17 protein-coding genes are annotated in these 18,202 nt (G+C 46.9%); all 17 read left to right on the top strand.

What is annotated here, in order from left to right; translation table 11 throughout:
- The first annotated feature begins 2 nt into the window (after window positions 1–2).
- The 17 genes from DEHRE_RS08390 to DEHRE_RS08310 all read left to right on the top strand — a co-directional run bounded on the left by DEHRE_RS08390 (window position 3) and on the right by DEHRE_RS08310 (window position 18,150).
- Entirely contained in the window at window positions 3–818 is an 816-nt protein-coding gene (locus DEHRE_RS08390) for a 4Fe-4S dicluster domain-containing protein (RefSeq protein ID WP_019225933.1), read from the top strand.
- Entirely contained in the window at window positions 818–1,498 is a 681-nt protein-coding gene (locus DEHRE_RS08385) for a formate dehydrogenase subunit gamma (protein WP_019225934.1), read from the top strand. Before DEHRE_RS08390 ends, DEHRE_RS08385 begins: the two co-directional genes overlap by 1 nt.
- A 59-nt stretch (window positions 1,499–1,557) precedes the next feature.
- A complete protein-coding gene (locus DEHRE_RS08380; RefSeq protein WP_051008276.1) occupies window positions 1,558–2,301 on the top strand; it encodes a formate dehydrogenase accessory protein FdhE domain-containing protein in 744 nt (247 codons plus the stop codon).
- Window positions 2,302–2,431: 130 nt separating this feature from the next.
- Window positions 2,432–3,187 (top strand): YebC/PmpR family DNA-binding transcriptional regulator, encoded by a 756-nt coding sequence (locus DEHRE_RS08375; protein ID WP_019225936.1) that lies wholly within the window; start codon window positions 2,432–2,434, stop codon window positions 3,185–3,187.
- 125 nt (window positions 3,188–3,312) lie between these two features.
- The gene (gene ruvC / locus DEHRE_RS08370) at window positions 3,313–3,810 is read left to right on the top strand and encodes a crossover junction endodeoxyribonuclease RuvC (protein WP_019225937.1); all 498 of its coding nucleotides are present in this window, start codon (window positions 3,313–3,315) and stop codon (window positions 3,808–3,810) included.
- On the top strand, window positions 3,807–4,406 hold the full coding sequence (gene ruvA / locus DEHRE_RS08365) for a Holliday junction branch migration protein RuvA (protein WP_019225938.1): 600 nt from the start codon (window positions 3,807–3,809) through the stop codon (window positions 4,404–4,406). The genes ruvC and ruvA overlap by 4 nt, the downstream gene beginning before the upstream one ends.
- 581 nt (window positions 4,407–4,987) lie before the next feature.
- Entirely contained in the window at window positions 4,988–6,019 is a 1,032-nt protein-coding gene (gene ruvB, locus DEHRE_RS08360) for a Holliday junction branch migration DNA helicase RuvB (protein WP_019225939.1), read from the top strand.
- Between the two features lie 222 nt (window positions 6,020–6,241).
- The gene (locus DEHRE_RS08355) at window positions 6,242–7,528 is read left to right on the top strand and encodes a SpoIID/LytB domain-containing protein (protein ID WP_242836918.1); all 1,287 of its coding nucleotides are present in this window, start codon (window positions 6,242–6,244) and stop codon (window positions 7,526–7,528) included.
- Window positions 7,529–7,534: 6 nt separating this feature from the next.
- Complete coding sequence (gene queA / locus DEHRE_RS08350; RefSeq protein ID WP_019225941.1) at window positions 7,535–8,575, top strand: tRNA preQ1(34) S-adenosylmethionine ribosyltransferase-isomerase QueA; 1,041 nt, start codon at window positions 7,535–7,537, stop codon at window positions 8,573–8,575.
- Window positions 8,576–8,667: 92 nt separating this feature from the next.
- On the top strand, window positions 8,668–9,789 hold the full coding sequence (gene tgt, locus DEHRE_RS08345) for a tRNA guanosine(34) transglycosylase Tgt (protein ID WP_019225942.1): 1,122 nt from the start codon (window positions 8,668–8,670) through the stop codon (window positions 9,787–9,789).
- Window positions 9,790–9,974: 185 nt separating this feature from the next.
- On the top strand, window positions 9,975–10,340 hold the full coding sequence (gene yajC, locus DEHRE_RS08340; protein ID WP_019225943.1) for a preprotein translocase subunit YajC: 366 nt from the start codon (window positions 9,975–9,977) through the stop codon (window positions 10,338–10,340).
- 193 nt (window positions 10,341–10,533) lie between these two features.
- A complete protein-coding gene (gene secD / locus DEHRE_RS08335; protein ID WP_019225944.1) occupies window positions 10,534–11,775 on the top strand; it encodes a protein translocase subunit SecD in 1,242 nt (413 codons plus the stop codon).
- A complete protein-coding gene (gene secF, locus DEHRE_RS08330; RefSeq protein WP_019225945.1) occupies window positions 11,776–12,774 on the top strand; it encodes a protein translocase subunit SecF in 999 nt (332 codons plus the stop codon). It begins immediately after the preceding gene.
- A 253-nt stretch (window positions 12,775–13,027) separates the two neighbouring features.
- Complete coding sequence (locus tag DEHRE_RS08325; protein ID WP_019225946.1) at window positions 13,028–13,759, top strand: MBL fold metallo-hydrolase; 732 nt, start codon at window positions 13,028–13,030, stop codon at window positions 13,757–13,759.
- A 150-nt stretch (window positions 13,760–13,909) separates the two neighbouring features.
- The gene (ilvB, locus tag DEHRE_RS08320; protein WP_019225947.1) at window positions 13,910–15,601 is read left to right on the top strand and encodes a biosynthetic-type acetolactate synthase large subunit; all 1,692 of its coding nucleotides are present in this window, start codon (window positions 13,910–13,912) and stop codon (window positions 15,599–15,601) included.
- Between the two features lie 2 nt (window positions 15,602–15,603).
- The gene (gene ilvN / locus DEHRE_RS08315; RefSeq protein WP_019225948.1) at window positions 15,604–16,101 is read left to right on the top strand and encodes an acetolactate synthase small subunit; all 498 of its coding nucleotides are present in this window, start codon (window positions 15,604–15,606) and stop codon (window positions 16,099–16,101) included.
- A gap of 177 nt (window positions 16,102–16,278) precedes the next feature.
- Window positions 16,279–18,150, top strand: a complete 1,872-nt coding sequence (locus DEHRE_RS08310) for a DUF4153 domain-containing protein (protein ID WP_019225949.1) — start codon at window positions 16,279–16,281, stop codon at window positions 18,148–18,150.
- Window positions 18,151–18,202 lie beyond the last annotated feature (52 nt).

Here is an 18,202-nt window from a genome sequence, read left to right as displayed (position 1 = left end):
AGATGGCAAAAAAAATGATTTTGGTGGACGGATCCAAATGTACCGGCTGCAAAGCCTGTTCAGCAGCCTGCAAGGAATGGAATGATCTTCCGACTGAAAAAACCTCTCTCGTCAAAAGTTATCAGAGTATGGCCGGTTTTACACCAAACACCTATACGTATGTAACATTTGAGGAAAAGTATGAAAATAATAACATGCACTGGCTGATGCGCAAGGCGCAGTGTTTCCACTGCGAGGATCCCTCCTGCCTGAAAGCGTGTTCTTCAAGTGCCATATCTAAAACAGATTCCGGGTTTGTGGTCATTGATCAAGATAAATGTATTGGATGCGGGTACTGTGCGCAGTATTGTCCATTTCACGTGCCGAAGGTTGACGAAAGCACCAAAAAGGCGAACAAATGCACCGGCTGTGTTGCGAGAGTAGAAAACAATCTTTCGCCGTCTTGTGTAGCAATTTGCCAACCAGGGGCCCTGTCCTACGGTGATTATGATGCAATGATGGCTACAGCCCAGGCCCGGTTGGCTGAAGTTAAAAAGAAGTTCCCCAACGCTAATCTTTATGGTCAGAATGGGCAGGCAGGTACAACCTACCGCTATATTTTGCTCGATGCACCTGCTGCCTATGGACTGCCTGAAAATCCATCGACCGATTTATCGCTTTATCTATGGAAAGATATTATCCGGCCGATTGGCAAAATTGTGATGGGAGGCGCTGCTGCGGCAGTTGTAGCTGGAGTAGTGATTAATGCGGTCAAGGGGAATTATCAAAAAGAACCTTTTGAAGACCACCATCAAATGAAGAAGGAGGAGAAAATGTAATGGCTGTTCAAAAACCAAATTCACCTCGAGTTCCCGGCAAAATTCTACGGTTTACCAAAGGGGAAAGATTGAGCCATTGGGTTCATGTCGTAAGCTTTTTTGTTCTCCTCCTTACAGGGTGGGGAATATTGTCCGAATTTTTCCGGCCGACCTTAATGATATTTGGTGGCGTCGATGTTTCCCGGATCCTCCACAGGGTTTTTGCCGTGATCTTTGTGGTGGTCATTGTGGCTATGTTTTTTGTCAAAGACCCGAAATATCACTGGGAATGGCTACGTTCTGCTTTCCGGTTTACGAAAGCGGATATCCAACATATCATGGCTTTTCCTAAGGAGTTTTTTGGAGGACACGCCAACTATCCGGCCCAAGGTAAGTTCAGCGGCGGAGAAAAGATTAACTCTCTGATTACGATCCTGGGTTCCGCATTCATCATCTTGAGCGGATTTATCATGTGGTTCCCTCAGGTTTTTCCTGATCAGTTGGTCCGGATAGCTTATCCCGTTCACGATCTGGCGATGTTTATGATGGTTACAGCATTGATGGGACATCTCTATTTGGCTTTGCTCCACCCAGTATCAAGGGTTGCTCTGGAGGGTATGGTAAAGGGATACGTTCCGGAAAAATTTGCGCAGGCGCATCACGCCGCCTGGTATGAAGAGGTCAAGGAGCAAGAGAAATAGTCGAAAGCCGGAACCGGTACGGTGAAATCATTTGGACACTGTCTTAACCTTTGGGAGGGATGTACTTGGGTACTGAAAAGACCGATGGAGGACAAGCAACAAGTTTGTCTGCTGTCAAAGAGAATTATTTAAAAATGAGAGCAGAGATCACTGCCTGGCAAAAAGAAAACAACCTGAAGGATTTGAAATTACCGTCGAGATCCGGGCAGTATCCATTATTCACCATCAATGATTTGCCGGAAAACGCCATCATTGATTTATGGGACAGGTTGAACATTGTTGCGGAAGAAAAGATAGACCACTCCAAACTTGCCGTTCTCCAAGATGAGTTCAGCGCAGGTCGTATTCAAGGAAACGAACCTCTTTTCAGCCGTCTGAGCTTAGCAATAGCTGGGGTAGCTCAAGCGGTATATCAGCAACTGCCTATCTCTGCAAGTGTGGATGATCAGCCAATGTGCCCATGTCCGGTTTGTGGTGAAGATAATCTTATGACAACATTGGATGCGTTGAATGGAAAACGCTTTCTACATTGTCTTGTCTGCGGAAACGAGAGGCCAATAAAAATATCGGGCTGCATACACTGCGGCAGTGAAAATTCTTCTCAACAAACGTATCTCAATTCTGCCGAGTTTCCTGGAGTGGAGGTTGTTGTCTGTTTAGATTGCGGCCAATATTTTAAAGAAATCGATTTGCGCGAACGGAGAGTCGAGGATTTAGATTGGGAGAATATACGTACACTGCCCCTTCATTACGCAGCCGAACAATGGATTTTAAAGAACAGACCGACAATGAGCTTAAACTGAATAGCCGGCCACCGCATTCATGACTAGACGAGAAAATCAGGTGATTTGGAAGATCACCTGATTTTTTTTTGCCTGAGCTCCCGCTACATGGTAAAATATATAGGCTATAATGTATCAGGGAGGAATCATTGTGTCAGGTCATTCCAAATGGGCAAATATTAAACATAAGAAAGCCAAAACCGACGCCATTAAAGGCCGGATTTTCACAAAATTAGCCAGAGAGATCATGGTGGCCGCACGTGCGGGTGGTGCAGACCCGAACGGGAACTTTAGGTTAAAAATTGCGATTGATAATGCCAAGGCAGCCAACCTGCCGAATGACAATATTCAGCGCGCGATCCAAAAAGGTGCCGGAGCAGGGGAAGGCGCTAATTATGAAGAACTGCGTTACGAAGGCTATGGTCCCGGCGGAGTAGCGATCATGGTGGAGCTGATGACGGACAACAGGAACCGGACAGCATCAGAGATGCGTCATCTTTTCTCAAAAAACGGCGGCAACCTTGGAGAAACCGGCAGTGTCAGCTGGATGTTCACAGAAAAAGGACAGCTTGATGTACCGAAAGAAGATTTAAAGATGGATGAAGATGAAATCATGCTTCTGGCGCTTGAAGCAGGTGCAGAGGATGTCGCGTCTGAAGATGAGAGCTACGAAATCTTCACCGAGCCGGACAGCATGCAGGAAGTCAGACAGGTGCTGCTGGATAGTAAGATACCGATTGAAAATGTGGCCATCAATCTGATTCCGGTCAACCGCGTCGAGATTGCCGATATTGAACAAGCGAAAAAGATCATTAAGTTGATTGATTCGTTGGAAAGCCATGATGATGTTCAGAAGGTCTATACAAACTTTGATCTTGCCGAATCACTGGAAGATGCTGATCTCTAAACCGTATCTTCCGCCTCGATAGAACGAATTTAAAATTGAACATGGTACAGGTATAGGACGATAGGTACGATAAGCTTGACAAGATACTGGAATAATGGAATGCGGATCACAGAAGGAGCAAGAAGATGTTAATTCTTGGCATTGACCCGGGAACCGCCATTATGGGGTATGGATTAATCGAAAAAAATGGCCAAAAGCTTTCCCCGGTCACTTATTCCTGCTGGCGGACTCCGTCTGACTTGCCGATGCCGGATAGGCTCAGAATGCTTTATGAATCTCTGGAGGATTTCTTGGGAGAATATTCACCTGATGTGATGGCTGTCGAAGAATTGTTTTTTAACCGCAACACTACGACGGCAATTACGGTTGGACAGGCCAGGGGAGTCATTCTGCTAAGCGCTGCCCGCCGAAATATTGAAGTATCCGAATATACACCCTTGCAGGTCAAGCAGGCTGTGGTCGGATACGGTAAAGCAGATAAAAAGCAGATACAGTATATGGTCAAGGCAATCCTGTCGCTGCAGGAAACGCCTAAGCCTGATGACACGGCTGATGCACTGGCCATCGCCATATGTCATGCGCACAGTATGGGACGTCGGATAAATGGAGGAATGTTTAAATGATCGGAATGCTGCGGGGGACTGTGTGGACGGCCGAAGCGGACCGCCTGGTACTAGATGTCGGCGGCGTAGGCTATTTACTCCATGTTCCGGTAAGTTCAATGGTAAAGATCAGGCAGGGGGAAGAGACTGTCCTGCATACCCATTTAATCATGCGGGAAGATGATTTGTCTTTGTACGGCTTTTTGACCCGGGATGAAAAAGAGCTGTTTCTGCAGCTGCTCAGCGTAACCGGGATTGGTCCAAAGGCAGCACTGAGTATTTTGTCGGCTTTTTCTGTCAGTAAGATCAAGACGGCGATCGTCTGTGAGGATGTTTCTCAATTGACCGAAGTCCCCGGAATCGGCGGCAAAACTGCGAAGAGAATCATTCTGGAACTGAAAGAAAAGATCAAGGATGTTGATATTAAAGCCGGAACGGAAGATCTAGGCTCCTTTATTCCGGCCAACGATACCCTGGAGACACTGCTGGCTTTGGGCTTTTCCCGCTATGAAGCGCGTGACGCCCTGACTAGGGCGGAAAAGAGAGGACTGTCTTCCATGGAGGATCAGCTCAAAGAAGCACTTCGCTTATTGGCAGGACCATCAGAACATATGTGATACCCTTTGATATACTCGTACATGATTCCCAAATTACTTACACAAATTGTTGCTTATCTCTATATCTAAAACCATAATCAGGGCAAGTCTGTGGGCCACAATACCGCTTTTCGGCCGTTGTGCCATCCGTGGCACGCCGCTCCTTGCCGTCCATGGCACCGCGGCATTAGGCCATCCGTGGCCGTCAAAAGGCCGCGCTCCGCATCGTGCTCCGCTCACAGCGGAACTGTGGCCCCCAGACTAATCTTAGGTTTCCAAGCAGGTTGGCATGTTGGAAAGTCAGAATGAAGCTCATTCCTGTTGTAAAATAACATTTGACTACTACAACGATTCAGAAGCATAAACTTTGAAATTAAGCTTTTACTAGCTCCAGACTAAGTCTCCGTAATGGAAGACCGGCGTCAAGCGGAGCATGGATGCGCAGCGCGGCTTTTTGACGGCCACGGATGGCCTAATGTCGCGATGCCATGGATGGCAAGGAGCGACTCGTCATGGATGGCGCAATAGCCGAAAGCGGTCTTCCATTACGGAGACTTTACCCGAGCAATTTAAAAAAACATTGATTTGAAGGAGGAGAAAATTTGGAAAGAGTCATCACTTCCCTGGAGCGTCCTGAAGACCGGGAATTCGAAGCCTTAAGACCGGGCAGGCTGATGGAATATATCGGACAGGCAAGTATCAAAGAAAACTTAAGTGTCTTTATCCAGGCGGCCCAAAACAGGGGAGAGGCTCTCGACCATGTCCTTCTCTATGGTCCGCCCGGACTCGGCAAGACCACGCTGGCCAATATCATTGCGGCCGAGATGGGGGTCAATATCCGGACGACTTCCGGACCGGCGATTGAAAGGCCGGGAGATTTGGCGGCACTTTTGACATCACTCGAACCGCGCGATGTGCTGTTTATAGATGAGATCCACCGTCTAAGCAGGACAGCGGAAGAAGTCCTGTATTCCGCGATGGAAGATAACTGTCTGGATATCGTGATCGGTAAAGGGCCAAGCGCCCGTTCTATCAGGCTGTCCCTATCTCCGTTTACGCTGATCGGTGCGACGACCAGAGCCGGGCAGCTGACGTCTCCTTTGAGGGACAGGTTCGGGGTTATCAGTCGGCTGGAATTTTATACGACGGAGGAACTGCTGCAGATCGTCGTCAGGGCTTCCCGGATTCTGAAAGTGGATTTGTCATCGGACGGAGCGGAGGAGATTGCCAAGCGTTCCAGAGGGACACCGCGGGTCGCCAACAGGTTACTTAAAAGGGTAAGGGACTATGCGCAGTTCTGGGGAAGCAGGATTGTTGATTCTCAGACGGCAGCCAAAGCAATGGATAAGCTCGAAGTTGATCCGATGGGCCTGGACAGTCTGGATCAGAAAATTCTGCTGGCCATTATCCGGAATTTTGACGGAGGACCGGTCGGTCTGGAAACGCTGGCTGCTACTGTAGGTGAAGAGGCCGAGACCCTGGAAGATGTTGTGGAACCATTTTTGCTGCAGAGAGGTTTCCTGCAGCGGACACCAAGAGGAAGAATGGTAACGAACCAGGTCTACAGCTATTTTGGATTGGATCTTCCAGCGAATGTACAGACGGGACTTTTTTGTGAATCAGAAAGTAAATAGCTTTCTTGATTCATTTAAGGGCAAAATTTAGGCTTTCGCCAGCGTCAAAAGCTTGGCGTAAGCCAAGCTTTCTATAGGAAAATTATTGAATATACTGAACGATAGTTGGGCAATCTGTTTAACAGCCGGATAGTGAAGGAGTCGATTCGAATGTTTTTCCATGGCTGCGGTGTTAAACAGAGCGCTTTTTTGTCTAAAGCTTTTTGCCTATTATTTACTGTAATGCTTTTTTTGATTACCCTGACACCGAATGCAGCGCTTGCAAGGGAGGTAACTGTGAAGCTTGTCTGGCAGTTTCCTGAAACCGGCTGGTTGGAAATTGAAGTCAGAAAGGGCAGTTATACCCTCGACTATAATGATGTTAGCGTCAGTTTAACAGCCGGGGACCGCTGCCAGATCGGACAGAGCAGTATGGCAGATTTCCTGGCTGTCGGCGACCAGTTCGTGATTCTGGAGAAAAATAAAGTTAAGTTTACTTCTCAAGATCAGGGCGTTTTCCGGGTCAGAGAACCCGAAAAGGATTGGATCAGCTACCGCGGAAATCTTTCCATTGTGAAAGAAAACGGTTGCTGGAAGCTGTATAATTCACTTGAGCAGGAAGACTACTTGAAAGGCGTCGTTCCGATAGAGATGAGCAATGCCTGGGCCGCAAAAGGTTTCGAAGCCCTGAAAGCGCAGGCGGTCGCCGCAAGGACATATTTGCTGAAAAATATAAACGGTGGTGTTATCACGGATTCACCCGATATCCATCAGGCTTACCTCGGCAGATCAGTGGAAGGGGAAGCCAGCCAGGCGGTGACAGCAACGACGGGAGAGGTCCTGACTGATCAGGATACCGGCAGACCCATTTCAATTTTCTACTCTTCACATAACGGTGGTTATATGGAGGCCCCCCAGAATGTCTGGCAGAATCAGGACGCTCATTATACGTCCACTCCAGATCCGTTTTCCAACGGCATTGGAGGCTATACCGATCACTGGAGGTTTGTAATTGCCGCGGATGTTCTTGGAGAAGCTTTTGATCTCGCCCCGGTAAGACAGGTGAAGCTGGCGAAATATGTATCGGGCCGCGTATACCGTGTCGTGCTTCAAGACTGGTTAGGCAACGAAAAATTGGTATCCGGCGGAGATTTCGTTCGCAAGTTTTATCCTGAAGGACCTCTTTCAAATGATTCTTTCCTTGGAAGACTATTTCAGGTAGAATATATCATGCCTGTACTTCAGAAAAATACCCCGGAGACTCCGGAGATTTCTTTGACTGGGAATTCTTTGGCAGGGACCTCTGCGGAAGAAGGCACTGGTCCGCTGCTCTCCAGGATCAAAAGCTCCAATGACGGTATAGCAGAAAAACCTGGGATATACGGTGTATTTGTTTTCAACGGCAGGGGCTGGGGACACGGCGTAGGGATGTCCCAATGGGGTGCCTATGATATGGCAATGCAAGGTTATTCTTATCAGGATATCCTAAACTATTACTACAAAAATATTGATTTGGTGAAAATGGAGTAGCAGAGAATGAGGTTGGAGGATTTTGATTACGACTTGCCGGAAAGGCTGATTGCCCAAACGCCGGCAGAACCGCGGGATTCATCAAGGCTGATGCTGGTGGATAAAGCCAAAGGTGAAATATTTCATTACTTATTCCAGGATATTGTACAATTCTTCAATGCGGGAGACGTACTTGTCCTGAACAAGACCAGGGTGATTCCGGCCAGATTAATTGGGCAAAAAGAAGGTACCGGAGCAAAAATTGAGGTGCTCCTGCTGAAGAGAATAGACAGGGACCGCTGGGAAGTCCTGGTTAAGCCCGGCAAAAGGTTAAAACAGGGTCAAACCGTTGTTTTCGGGGGAGGACTTTTGCGCGGAGAACTGATCGGAATTCTTGACGACGGAAACAGGATCATTCATTTTACGTATTCCGGCTTGTTTGAGGAAGTCCTGGACAGTCTCGGCGAGATGCCTCTGCCTCCATATATCACAGCAAAATTAAACGATAAAGAGCGGTATCAGACTGTTTATGCCAAAGAAAACGGTTCGGCCGCGGCACCTACTGCAGGCCTGCATTTTACGGAAGAGCTGCTGCAGAGGATTAGGGACAACGGAGTCGAGGTTCTTGAAGTCCTGCTGCATGTCGGGCTGGGAACGTTTCGGCCGGTGAAGACGGAAGAAATCACCGAACACCAAATGCACACGGAGTATTTCAGCATAGATTCTGAGACTGCCGCCAAAATCTCTCTGGCCAAAAAAGAAGGCCGCAGGGTGATTGCGGTTGGGACAACCGTAGTCCGGACGTTGGAATCCGCAGCGGGACTTTGTCAGGATGCTTCCGGGAATGTGCTGTCCGAAACTGAAGGATGGACGGATATTTTTATCTACCCCGGATATCAATTCAAAATTGTCGATGCCTTAATCACGAATTTCCACTTTCCGCGCTCGACACTGCTGATGCTGGTTAGTGCATTTGCAGGCCGGGAAATGATTTTGGAAGCGTATCAGACCGCAGTCCGTGAGAAATATCGTTTCTTCAGTTTTGGGGACGCCATGTTTTTAGTTTAACATGGGAAAAATGCACGTATTCTAGTTCCGGTTGACACATGGGGAAGACCATGTTTCCGGGTTAATTTCACAAAAAGAGAGGAAGAAATGTTTTGGCGGCCGTTAAACTGGAAATACTAAAGAAAGACACCCGTACCAAGGCCCGTCTGGGAAGACTTCATACGCCTCATGGCATGATAGAGACGCCTGTGTTTATGCCGGTGGGAACTCAGGCTACCGTAAAATCTGTCAGCCCGGAAGAACTGAAGGCGCTCGGAGCCAACATGATCTTAAGCAATACCTATCATCTGTTTTTGCGTCCGGGTCATGAACTGATTAAACGCGCAGGCGGCCTGCACAAATTTATGAACTGGGATGGCGCGATTTTGACCGACAGCGGGGGGTTTCAGGTTTTCAGTCTCGGGGATTTACGGAAAATCACCGAAGAGGGAGTGGAATTCCGATCCCATCTTGATGGCTCCAAACAATTCTTAAGTCCGGAAAAAGCGACGGAAATTCAAATCGCTCTTGGTTCGGATATTGTGATGGCTTTTGATGAGTGCACGCCGTACCCGGCAAACCGGGAGTACACGAAAAAATCCGCTGAACGGACCTTCCGCTGGTTGAAGCGCTGCAAAAATACGCTGCCGACTACAGAAAAGCAGGCACTTTTCGGCATTGTTCAGGGCGGAATGTATGAGGATCTCCGCAAACAAAGCGCTCAGGAAATTACCGAACTCGATCTGCCAGGGTACGCGCTGGGAGGCTTGAGCGTCGGCGAACCTAAAGAAATGATGTACGAAGTGCTGGATTATACCGTTCCGCTGCTGCCCGAAGCTAAACCAAGATATCTGATGGGTGTGGGTTCACCTGATGATTTAATCGAGGGTGTCATGCGCGGCATTGATATGTTTGATTGTGTGCTGCCGACGCGTATTGCCCGAAATGGGACAGCAATGACGAGGTTTGGCAAGGTTGTGGTCCGTAATGCCACATATGCCGATGATTTTACGCCGATTGATCCTACCTGCAGCTGTTATACCTGTCAGAATTATTCCCGGGCGTATATCCGGCACCTGATCAAAGCGGATGAGATTTTCGGACACCGGCTGATGACGATCCATAACTTGCACTTTCTAACCCATTTAATGAAAGAGGTCCGCCAGGCGATTGCCGAAGACCAGCTTCCGGAATACCGGAAACAATTCTTTGCGGACTATGGTTATAAAAAATAAGACAATCATATGAAATGTATGTACAGATAATAAAGTTCTGAAAACTAGCTTAGAAATTAAGTTAAAATAGAAAAATTTAAATAGAAAATAATCTGAATACATGCTGAATTTGCGGAATAAAGATGATATAATGAAATGAAGTATGCATATTTAGGTAATTTACAATTAAGGGGGATTCTTTACTTATGGATCAAACCACGACAACGATGATGTATTTTGTACTATTTGTAGTTATGATTATCTTTATGTTTGTTTTGCCGAGCAGAAAGCAGAAACAAGAGCGGCAGAAACTGATGGAGTCCATTAAAATGAAGGCTAAAGTCACAACGATTGGCGGGATATTGGGCACCATTACCAAAATAAAAGAAGATACGCTTGTCATCAAGATCGCCAATAACGTTGAAATTGAAATACTGAAGTCCGCGATCAAAAGTGCTGAAGGCGGCAAAGATACACCTGTCAAGAGTAATAAGAAGAATAAGCCTGAACCTGAAGAAGAGGTTGAAGAGACTGAAGTAATCGATGAAGACAACGATGCTGAGGTTAAATAATAAACTGCGTTAAACAACAGTTCTGATTACGGAAATTTGTTATTGGCGAAGTTTGAAATCTATTGCATAGTATCCAAATATAAGCAAGTGCTGTAACACTTGCTTATAGCTTTGAAATTGACACCTCAAATGCAAAAGGGATATAATGATGCTTGTATGGGCAAGTCCCTTTATTCTATTAGGAGGAAAAAGAATGAAACGGGGAAATACTTTAAAACTTGCAGTAACTGTCATTCTCGTTGCTGTTGTCGTTTTCTTTTCGATTCAGCCGCTGACGAATTCTGAAACCGGGATTCCGTTAGGACTTGATTTACGCGGTGGCGTTCATCTGGTTTTACAGGCTGAACCGGGTAAAGATGGCGCAGCGATTACCAACGACGATATGGATAAAGCAAGGGCTGTCATTGAAGAACGTGTTAACGGGCTCGGAGTATCCGAACCCTATATTCAGACGAACTATGATAAAAAAAGAATTATTATTGAATTGGCCGGAGTCGCTGATCCCGATGAGGCTGTTAAAGTTCTGCAAACAACCGCTAAGCTGACTTTCCGGGATCCGGATGGAAATATCCTGATGGACGGCTCCATGCTGAAGAATGCCCAGGCAGCGGTCGATACTTCCAGAGGTCGCACGGATTATGTCGTGCAAATATCGTTTACTTCTGAGGGTACCTCAAAGTTTGCGGATATCACAACGAAATATCTCGGTCAAAAGATTGGTATCTATATGGATGAGAGGAAGATCCAAGATCCGGAAGTTTCTGTGCCGATTGTGGACGGGCAAGGTCAGATCCAGGGCTATTCGTCGTTGGAAGAAGCAGCCCAGTATGCTGTTATGTTCCGTTCCGGTGCATTGCCGGTCAGCATGAGCATTGTTGAAAAAAACCAGGTGGGTGCGCTTCTAGGTGCGGATTCTTTGAATAAGAGTTTAAATGCGTGCGTCATTGCGCTTATCTTTATTTTCTTATTCATGCTGGTGCTCTATCGTTTACCAGGGTTGGTCGCTGACTTTTCGCTTATCGTTTTTTCGGTGATTGTACTCTGGGTCTTATACGGAATCGGGACGGTTCTTACTTTGCCAGGCATAGCAGGATTTGTCCTTTCTATTGGAATGGCCGTCGATTTGAATATTATTGTCTACGAAAGAATCAAGGAAGAACTAAAGCTTGGCAAATCGCTGCGGGCTGCCGTGGATGCCGGATTCAGCCGGGCCTTCATTACGGTGTTTGACTCCAATATTACGACCATTTTTGCTGCCCTGGCATTATTCCTGCTCGGGTCTGCTTCGATCAAAGGTTTTGCAATTACGTTGATCGTCGGTATTGTTGCGAGCCTGTTTACGGCCATCACGTTTACCCGCTGGGTTATGCGCTGGATTGTCGGAATCAACCCGCGAATGAGCAAATGGCTGTTTGGCGTAAAGGAGGTAAAATAAGTGGCTGACAAGTATAAAGACAAAAAAACACCTAAAAATGCGGCCCCGGTCGTTACCCCTGCCGCCAGCGAGGCCAGTTACGATGATGTCAAACAGGAACATAGATTATATTTTAATATAGTAAAAAAACGCTATATCTGGTTTGCGCTTTCTTTGCTTCTCTTGATTCCTGGTATTATTTCGCTTTGTACGCAAGGACTGAATCTCAGCATCGACTATAAAGGCGGTTCGATGTTCAATATTCAGTTTAACGAAAAAGTAACCCAGGCGGATATCAACCAGGCCATGGATTCTGTTGGGCTGACCGGTAGCGTACAGCTGACAAATGGTGACATTTCGGCTATCGTCAGAACGGAAGCTTTGGATCAGACCAAGAGGGACGAGCTTCTGGCGGCAATTCAGAAACAGGCTGGAACGTTCGATATAAAAAATGTTGAAGAACAGCTTGTTCAGCCTGCTATCGGCAACGAACTGAAATCGGGAGCGATGAAGTCGCTGGCTGTTGCGTCTGTTTTGATCCTGATTTATGTTTCGTTCCGTTTCCGTTTTGTTTATGCTGTCTCGAGCGTCATTGCGCTTCTGCATGATATACTTATTACGTTGGGCTTGTTCTCAATATTCCAGTGGGAAATTGATGCAGCGTTCATCGCGGCAATTCTCACCATCTTTGGTTATTCGATTAATGATACCGTCGTCATCTATGACCGTATCAGAGAGAATGAAAGACGCATGAAAAAGAAAGACAGCTTCAAGGATATGGTGGACAAATCTGTCTGGCAGACGATGGGCCGTTCCGTAAAGACTGTCTGCACCGTGCTGATTGCTCTGCTCGCGATCTTCCTCCTGGGCGGAGAATCGACCAGAACCTTCTCCCTGGCAATGATTATCGGCGTATTCTTCGGTGCCTATTCATCCATTTGCATTGCCAGCCAGCTTGTCGTTGAGATCAAAAAGAGAACAAGCGAAGACAATAAGAAAGATAATCCGGTCGAAAGCTAAATTTACGCTATCATTTGAGGACCCCGGATTTTCCGGGGTCTTTTTGACATTCATGGAGAAGTTAATGCTGCCGGAGCAGTACCAAGGACAGCAAAGAGAAGCGTTTTTGCTGATATAATTCATACATAATTACATAATACTAGTCTCCATAATGTATAGACAGCGTAAGCGGAGCATGGATTGCGCAGCGGCTATACATTATGGAGACCAGCCCAACTAAGATACCACATACGCTTAGAAAGGACGTGGAATAATGAAGCTAACAGTTCTGGGCTGCTGGGGAGCATATCCCGAAGCAGGAGAGGCGACATCAGGGTATCTTCTGCAGACAGGCAGGCATAAGGTCCTGTTGGACTGCGGCAGCGGGGTATTGGCAAATTTATGGAAGCATGTTTCCCACGAGCAGATCGACGCGGTTTTTATCTCCCATTTTCACCATGACCATACGGCAGACCTCGGATGCCTTTTGTATGCGAGTAAATTTGCGTTTGCGTTCAAGAAAAGAACAAAGCCGCTTCCTGTTTATGCAAGTAATCAGCCGGGACGTTTTAAGGAATTAACCTTTGGTGAATATAGCAACGGTATCGAAATAAAGCCGGATGCGGTTCTCAATCTTGACGGCTTGAAAATATCCTTTGCGCCAACCGTTCATGATGCCTACAACCTGGCAATGAAGTTCGAATATGCCGGCAAAGTCCTGGTCTATACCGGTGATCTTGGGCCTGCATCTGATTTAAGCCGGTTTGAGGGCGGAGCAGATTTGTTGATTACTGAATCAAGCCTGTATGCCCATGAAACCGGCTTATTCCAGGGGCATTTGACTTCTGTCGAAGCTGCATCCCTGGCAAAACAACTCGGGGCGAAAGCACTTCTGCTGAGTCATTTTCCGCATATTGGTGAGACGGCCAACCTGGCTGCGGAGGCTTCCCGGTGTTATGCCGGCAAAATCTATCTGGCAAAAACCAATCTTACAGTAGAATTTTAATTGGAGACAGTGTGCGTCCTTCATTTAAGTTAATAAACAACAAGTAAGTTAATAAACAACATGAGCAATGAATAGACTGAACTGATATAGTTCGTGCATTTATTTGTGTTCTGTACTATAATACATACAAGAGAGAGGAGAGATAGCAGAATGAAAATGACCGGAGCACAAGCAATCATCGAATGTCTTAAAAAGGAAGATGTACAAGTCGTTTTTGGCTATCCCGGCGGATCGGTCTTAACTTTGTATGATGCGCTGTATATGTCTGAATTTCCTCATGTTCTGCCAAGGCATGAACAGGGCGCAATCCATGCTGCCGACGGCTACGCCAGGGTAACCGGCAAGGTCGGCGTGTGTATGGCGACTTCCGGCCCCGGGGCCACGAATCTTATCACTGGAATTGCTACAGCTTATATGGATTCTGTCCCGCTGGTGCTGATTACCGGTCAGGTTGCCGTACCTTTTTTAGGGCGGGATTCCTTTCAAGAAGCGGATATACGCGGGATTACAACCCCGATTACCAAACATAATTACCTGGTTAGGGATGTCAGGGATTTGCCGAAGACCGTGAAAGAAGCTTTTTATATTGCACGTACGGGCCGTCCGGGTCCTGTTTTAATTGATATTCCGAAAAATATCTTTGCTGAAGAAATAGATTTTGAGTATCCCGCAGAGGTTAATTTAAGAGGTTATACCCCGATCTGTGAGGGAGATAGCCAGACGATGAATGCCGTATTTGACGAGCTTAAATTCGCCCAAAAGCCTTTGTTTTTTGTCGGGGGCGGCCTAAATCTGTCGGACACTTCTGAGATCATGCGAAAAATAGTAGCCTATACCGGGGTGCCAACGGTCTCGAGCCTGATGGGGCTGGGCTGCGTCTCGAGCGATGATCCGCATTTTTTTGGCATGATCGGGATGCACGGCACGTATGCCGGGAATATGTCCACCACCGAGACGGACCTGCTGATTGGGATCGGCGTGCGTTTCGATGACCGGGTCACAGGACGGTTGGATCAGTTTGCTTCTAACGCTAAAATCGTGCATTTTGATATTGATCCGGCTGAAATCAATAAAAATGTCCGGGCAAATATCCGGGTGATTGGCGATTTGCGTTGGACACTCGAGAAGTTCTATCAAAAACTGCAGGAGAAACCTGCCCAAGAATGGAAGGATCAGTTTAAACCGTGGCTGGAAAAGCTGTCTGGCTGGAAAAAAGAAAAACCGCTCACGTATAAAAAGGATACAGATGAAATACTGCCACAGCCTGTGATTGAAAAGATTTGTGAAATCACAGAAGGAAATGCAGTTATGGTTACGGATGTAGGGCAAAATCAAATGTGGACCGCCCAGTTCTACGGTTTTAAACACCCAAGATCCCTGCTGACTTCCGGAGGACTTGGAACGATGGGTTACGGCCTTCCGGCTTCCATGGGAGCCAAGGTCGGGGAACCAAATAAGAAGGTCATTTGCATATGCGGCGATGGAGGCTTTATGATGAATTGCCAGGAGCTGATGACGATTGCCGACTTAAATTTGCCTGTCAAAGTCATGATCTTAAATAACCAATCCTTGGGGATGGTTGCCCAATGGCAGCGGGAATTTTACAACAGCCATTATGCACATTCCTGTATGAGAACGAAAGCAGATTTCGTCGAGATCGCCAAAGCGATGGGCGTTCCTGCCGTCCGTCTTGATAAGAAAGAAGAAATTGAAGCTGTACTGAAAAAAGCAATCTTCTCGGAAGGCCCATTCCTGGTAGATATCCGTATTCCTGAAGAAGAGGATGTTTTGCCGATGGTTCCGACCGGGGCCGGTTTAAACCAAATGATATTGGGGGGCTGAAAATGAAACATACCTTAGTCGTATTGGTGGAAAATAAACCGGGTGTTTTGACCCATGTTTCCGGGTTGATCAGCCGCAGGAATTTTAATATTGAAAGCATTAACGCCGGCTATACCGAGGAAGCCGACATGTCCAGAATCACTATTGAGGTTGATGCCGATGATGAATATGAATTGGAACAGGTTGTTAATCAGCTCTCCAAGCTAATTGATGTGATTAAAATCATTGATCTTACCGGAAAGGACAGGGTACACAGAGACCTGGCCTTAATCAAGGTGAAGGCTTCGCCGGAGAACAGGGCGGAAATTGTAAACCTTGCCGAAATCTTCCGGGCCCATATTGTCGATGTTAATAAAGAGACTATGATCATCGAGTTGACCGGTGAAGATGTCAAAATTGATGCGATTTGCGAACTGCTTGATGACTACGGAATCATCGAAATCGTCAGGACCGGCAAGATAGCCATCTGCCGGGGACCAAAAGCCGCCAAAGACGTCTAACCAAATATTGAATTGCAACTGCGGATCCCAGATGGTCTGTAGTTGCTGTCATATTCGTAATAAACGAGGCCCCGGCGATGAAGAAGGGATAAGCGTATGTATGTAGAAAATTTGTTAAGACTAACTCAAAATTGATTTGTTACTTTGAATGGAATTTTTCAGCAAGGAGGTATACGGATGAATGCTTTTACCCGGTCAATTGTCCAGGTTTTGCGTGGGTCAGCGAAGGCCTTTCAAACTTTTCCAGCTGCAATTGCCTGTGCTTTCGGTTTTGCCGTCGTAACGTTGATCAGGATTCAGCTTGACTGGCCGCAACAAGAACCTTATAACTTTCTGTTTAACTGTCTGCATTGGGCCTTTGCAATGGGTGCGGTATTCAGTCTGACCGTAATTACGGCTGCCCAAAGCCGGATCAACCAGAAAAAAGCGTTTTTGGCTGCCAACCTGCTCGGTGTCATGGCCGCAGCTGTAACCTTCCTGGCGCTTTACCAGTTTGGAGGAACGACCCCGGAGGGATCCCGCTATGCTATAGTTACAACTCTGGCTGCTACCCGTGTGAGTATGGCAATGCTGGTCAGTTTTCTGGTTTTTATCATCCTGGCCGGATATCCCAAAGACCAGTCTGATTTCTCCAGGTCCTTATTCATGACGCAAAAAGCCTTCTTTATCGCTATCATTTACGGAGCAGTGATTATGGGCGGGGCTTCCGGGGTTGCAGGTGCTGTCCAGGCCTTGCTGTATCACGGCATGAGCAGCAAGGTTTATATGGTTATCGGGACCCTGACCGGCTTTTTGGTTTTTACGATTTTTGTGGGCTATTTTCCGGATTTTCGCAAAGGAAAAGTCGACGAACATCGTGAAGTGGCCCAGAAACAGCCGCGGTTTGTTGAAATTCTGTTTGGCAGCATCATGATTCCGATTATCCTGGCGTTGACCGCAGTTCTGCTTCTATGGGCGGGCAAAACGACGATGAGCGGCATAGGTGCATCGTCTTTCGTCCAGCTTTCAGGCATTGCCTCAGCTTATACTATCGGCGGGATTTGGCTCCATATGATGGTCACCAATTACGAATCCGCACTGGCAAAATTCTATCGCCGAATTTATCCGATTGCCGCCCTGGTGATTCTTGCCTTCGAAGCCTGGGCAGTCGTGATCCAGCTGGGTAAGTCAGGACTTAAAACGATTGAATATTCCTTCATACTGATCTGGATTGTGGCCTTAGCAGCGGCTGTCCTGCTGATGATACGAAAGGCCAGATCACATGCTGTAATTGCTGTCCTGACTTGTGTGCTTGCGGTATTCTCCGTATTACCAGTCGTTGGCTATCAGGCACTGCCGGTCACTGCGCAGGTAAACCGACTGGAAAAGATCTTGGTCAGCCAGGGAATACTGCAGGATAACCAGCTGACTCCTTCAGCTGTCCAACCGGAACGCGCAGTACGTGAATCGATTACCGATGGAGTTGACTATTTGGCCAGTGCCAGTGAGGCAAAGCTGCCGTCCTGGTTTGATCGACGTCTTGCCCAGAGCGATGTCTTCAAAGACAAACTAGGTTTTGATAAAACCTGGCCGGAACCTGAGGATATGCCGGGAAAAGACAATTATATCGCAACATCCCTGATGTTACCGGCCGAACCCGTAGATATCAGCGGTTACCGCTGGGCTATTAATATGCAGATGGAATCTGTAAAGCAGATGGGAACTGTAAATGGGAAGGAATATATCACAATTGACGGCGACAAAGGCACCTATAGCATCTATTGGACGTACCCTGCCAATAACAATATCCCGTCTTTGAAAATTATGAAGGATGACCGTGTGATTCTCGAACAGGATATGAACGGTTATCTCGACCAGATTGCTGCAAAGTTCCCGCCGGGTAAGGCGGAAACCTATCAGGCAGCTTTGGATGATATGTGCCTGAAGCTGGAGACACCGGAAGTGAGCGTACTGCTGGTCTTCAGCAACATTGATATTAGCATGGACCCCCGTGAAGATCGGATCAATTATTGGCTTAACCTTGATGAGTTGTACCTGAAAGAGAAGTAAGACATCTAAAATCTAAAGTTTTAAATTGATCTCTAATTGAATGTAGTTCTTG

Source organism: Dehalobacter restrictus DSM 9455 (assembly GCF_000512895.1).
Classification (GTDB): Bacteria; Bacillota; Desulfitobacteriia; order Desulfitobacteriales; family Syntrophobotulaceae; genus Dehalobacter; species Dehalobacter restrictus.
Note: the sequence above shows the minus strand (reverse complement) of the source record. Positions and strands in the feature narration are given on the sequence as shown.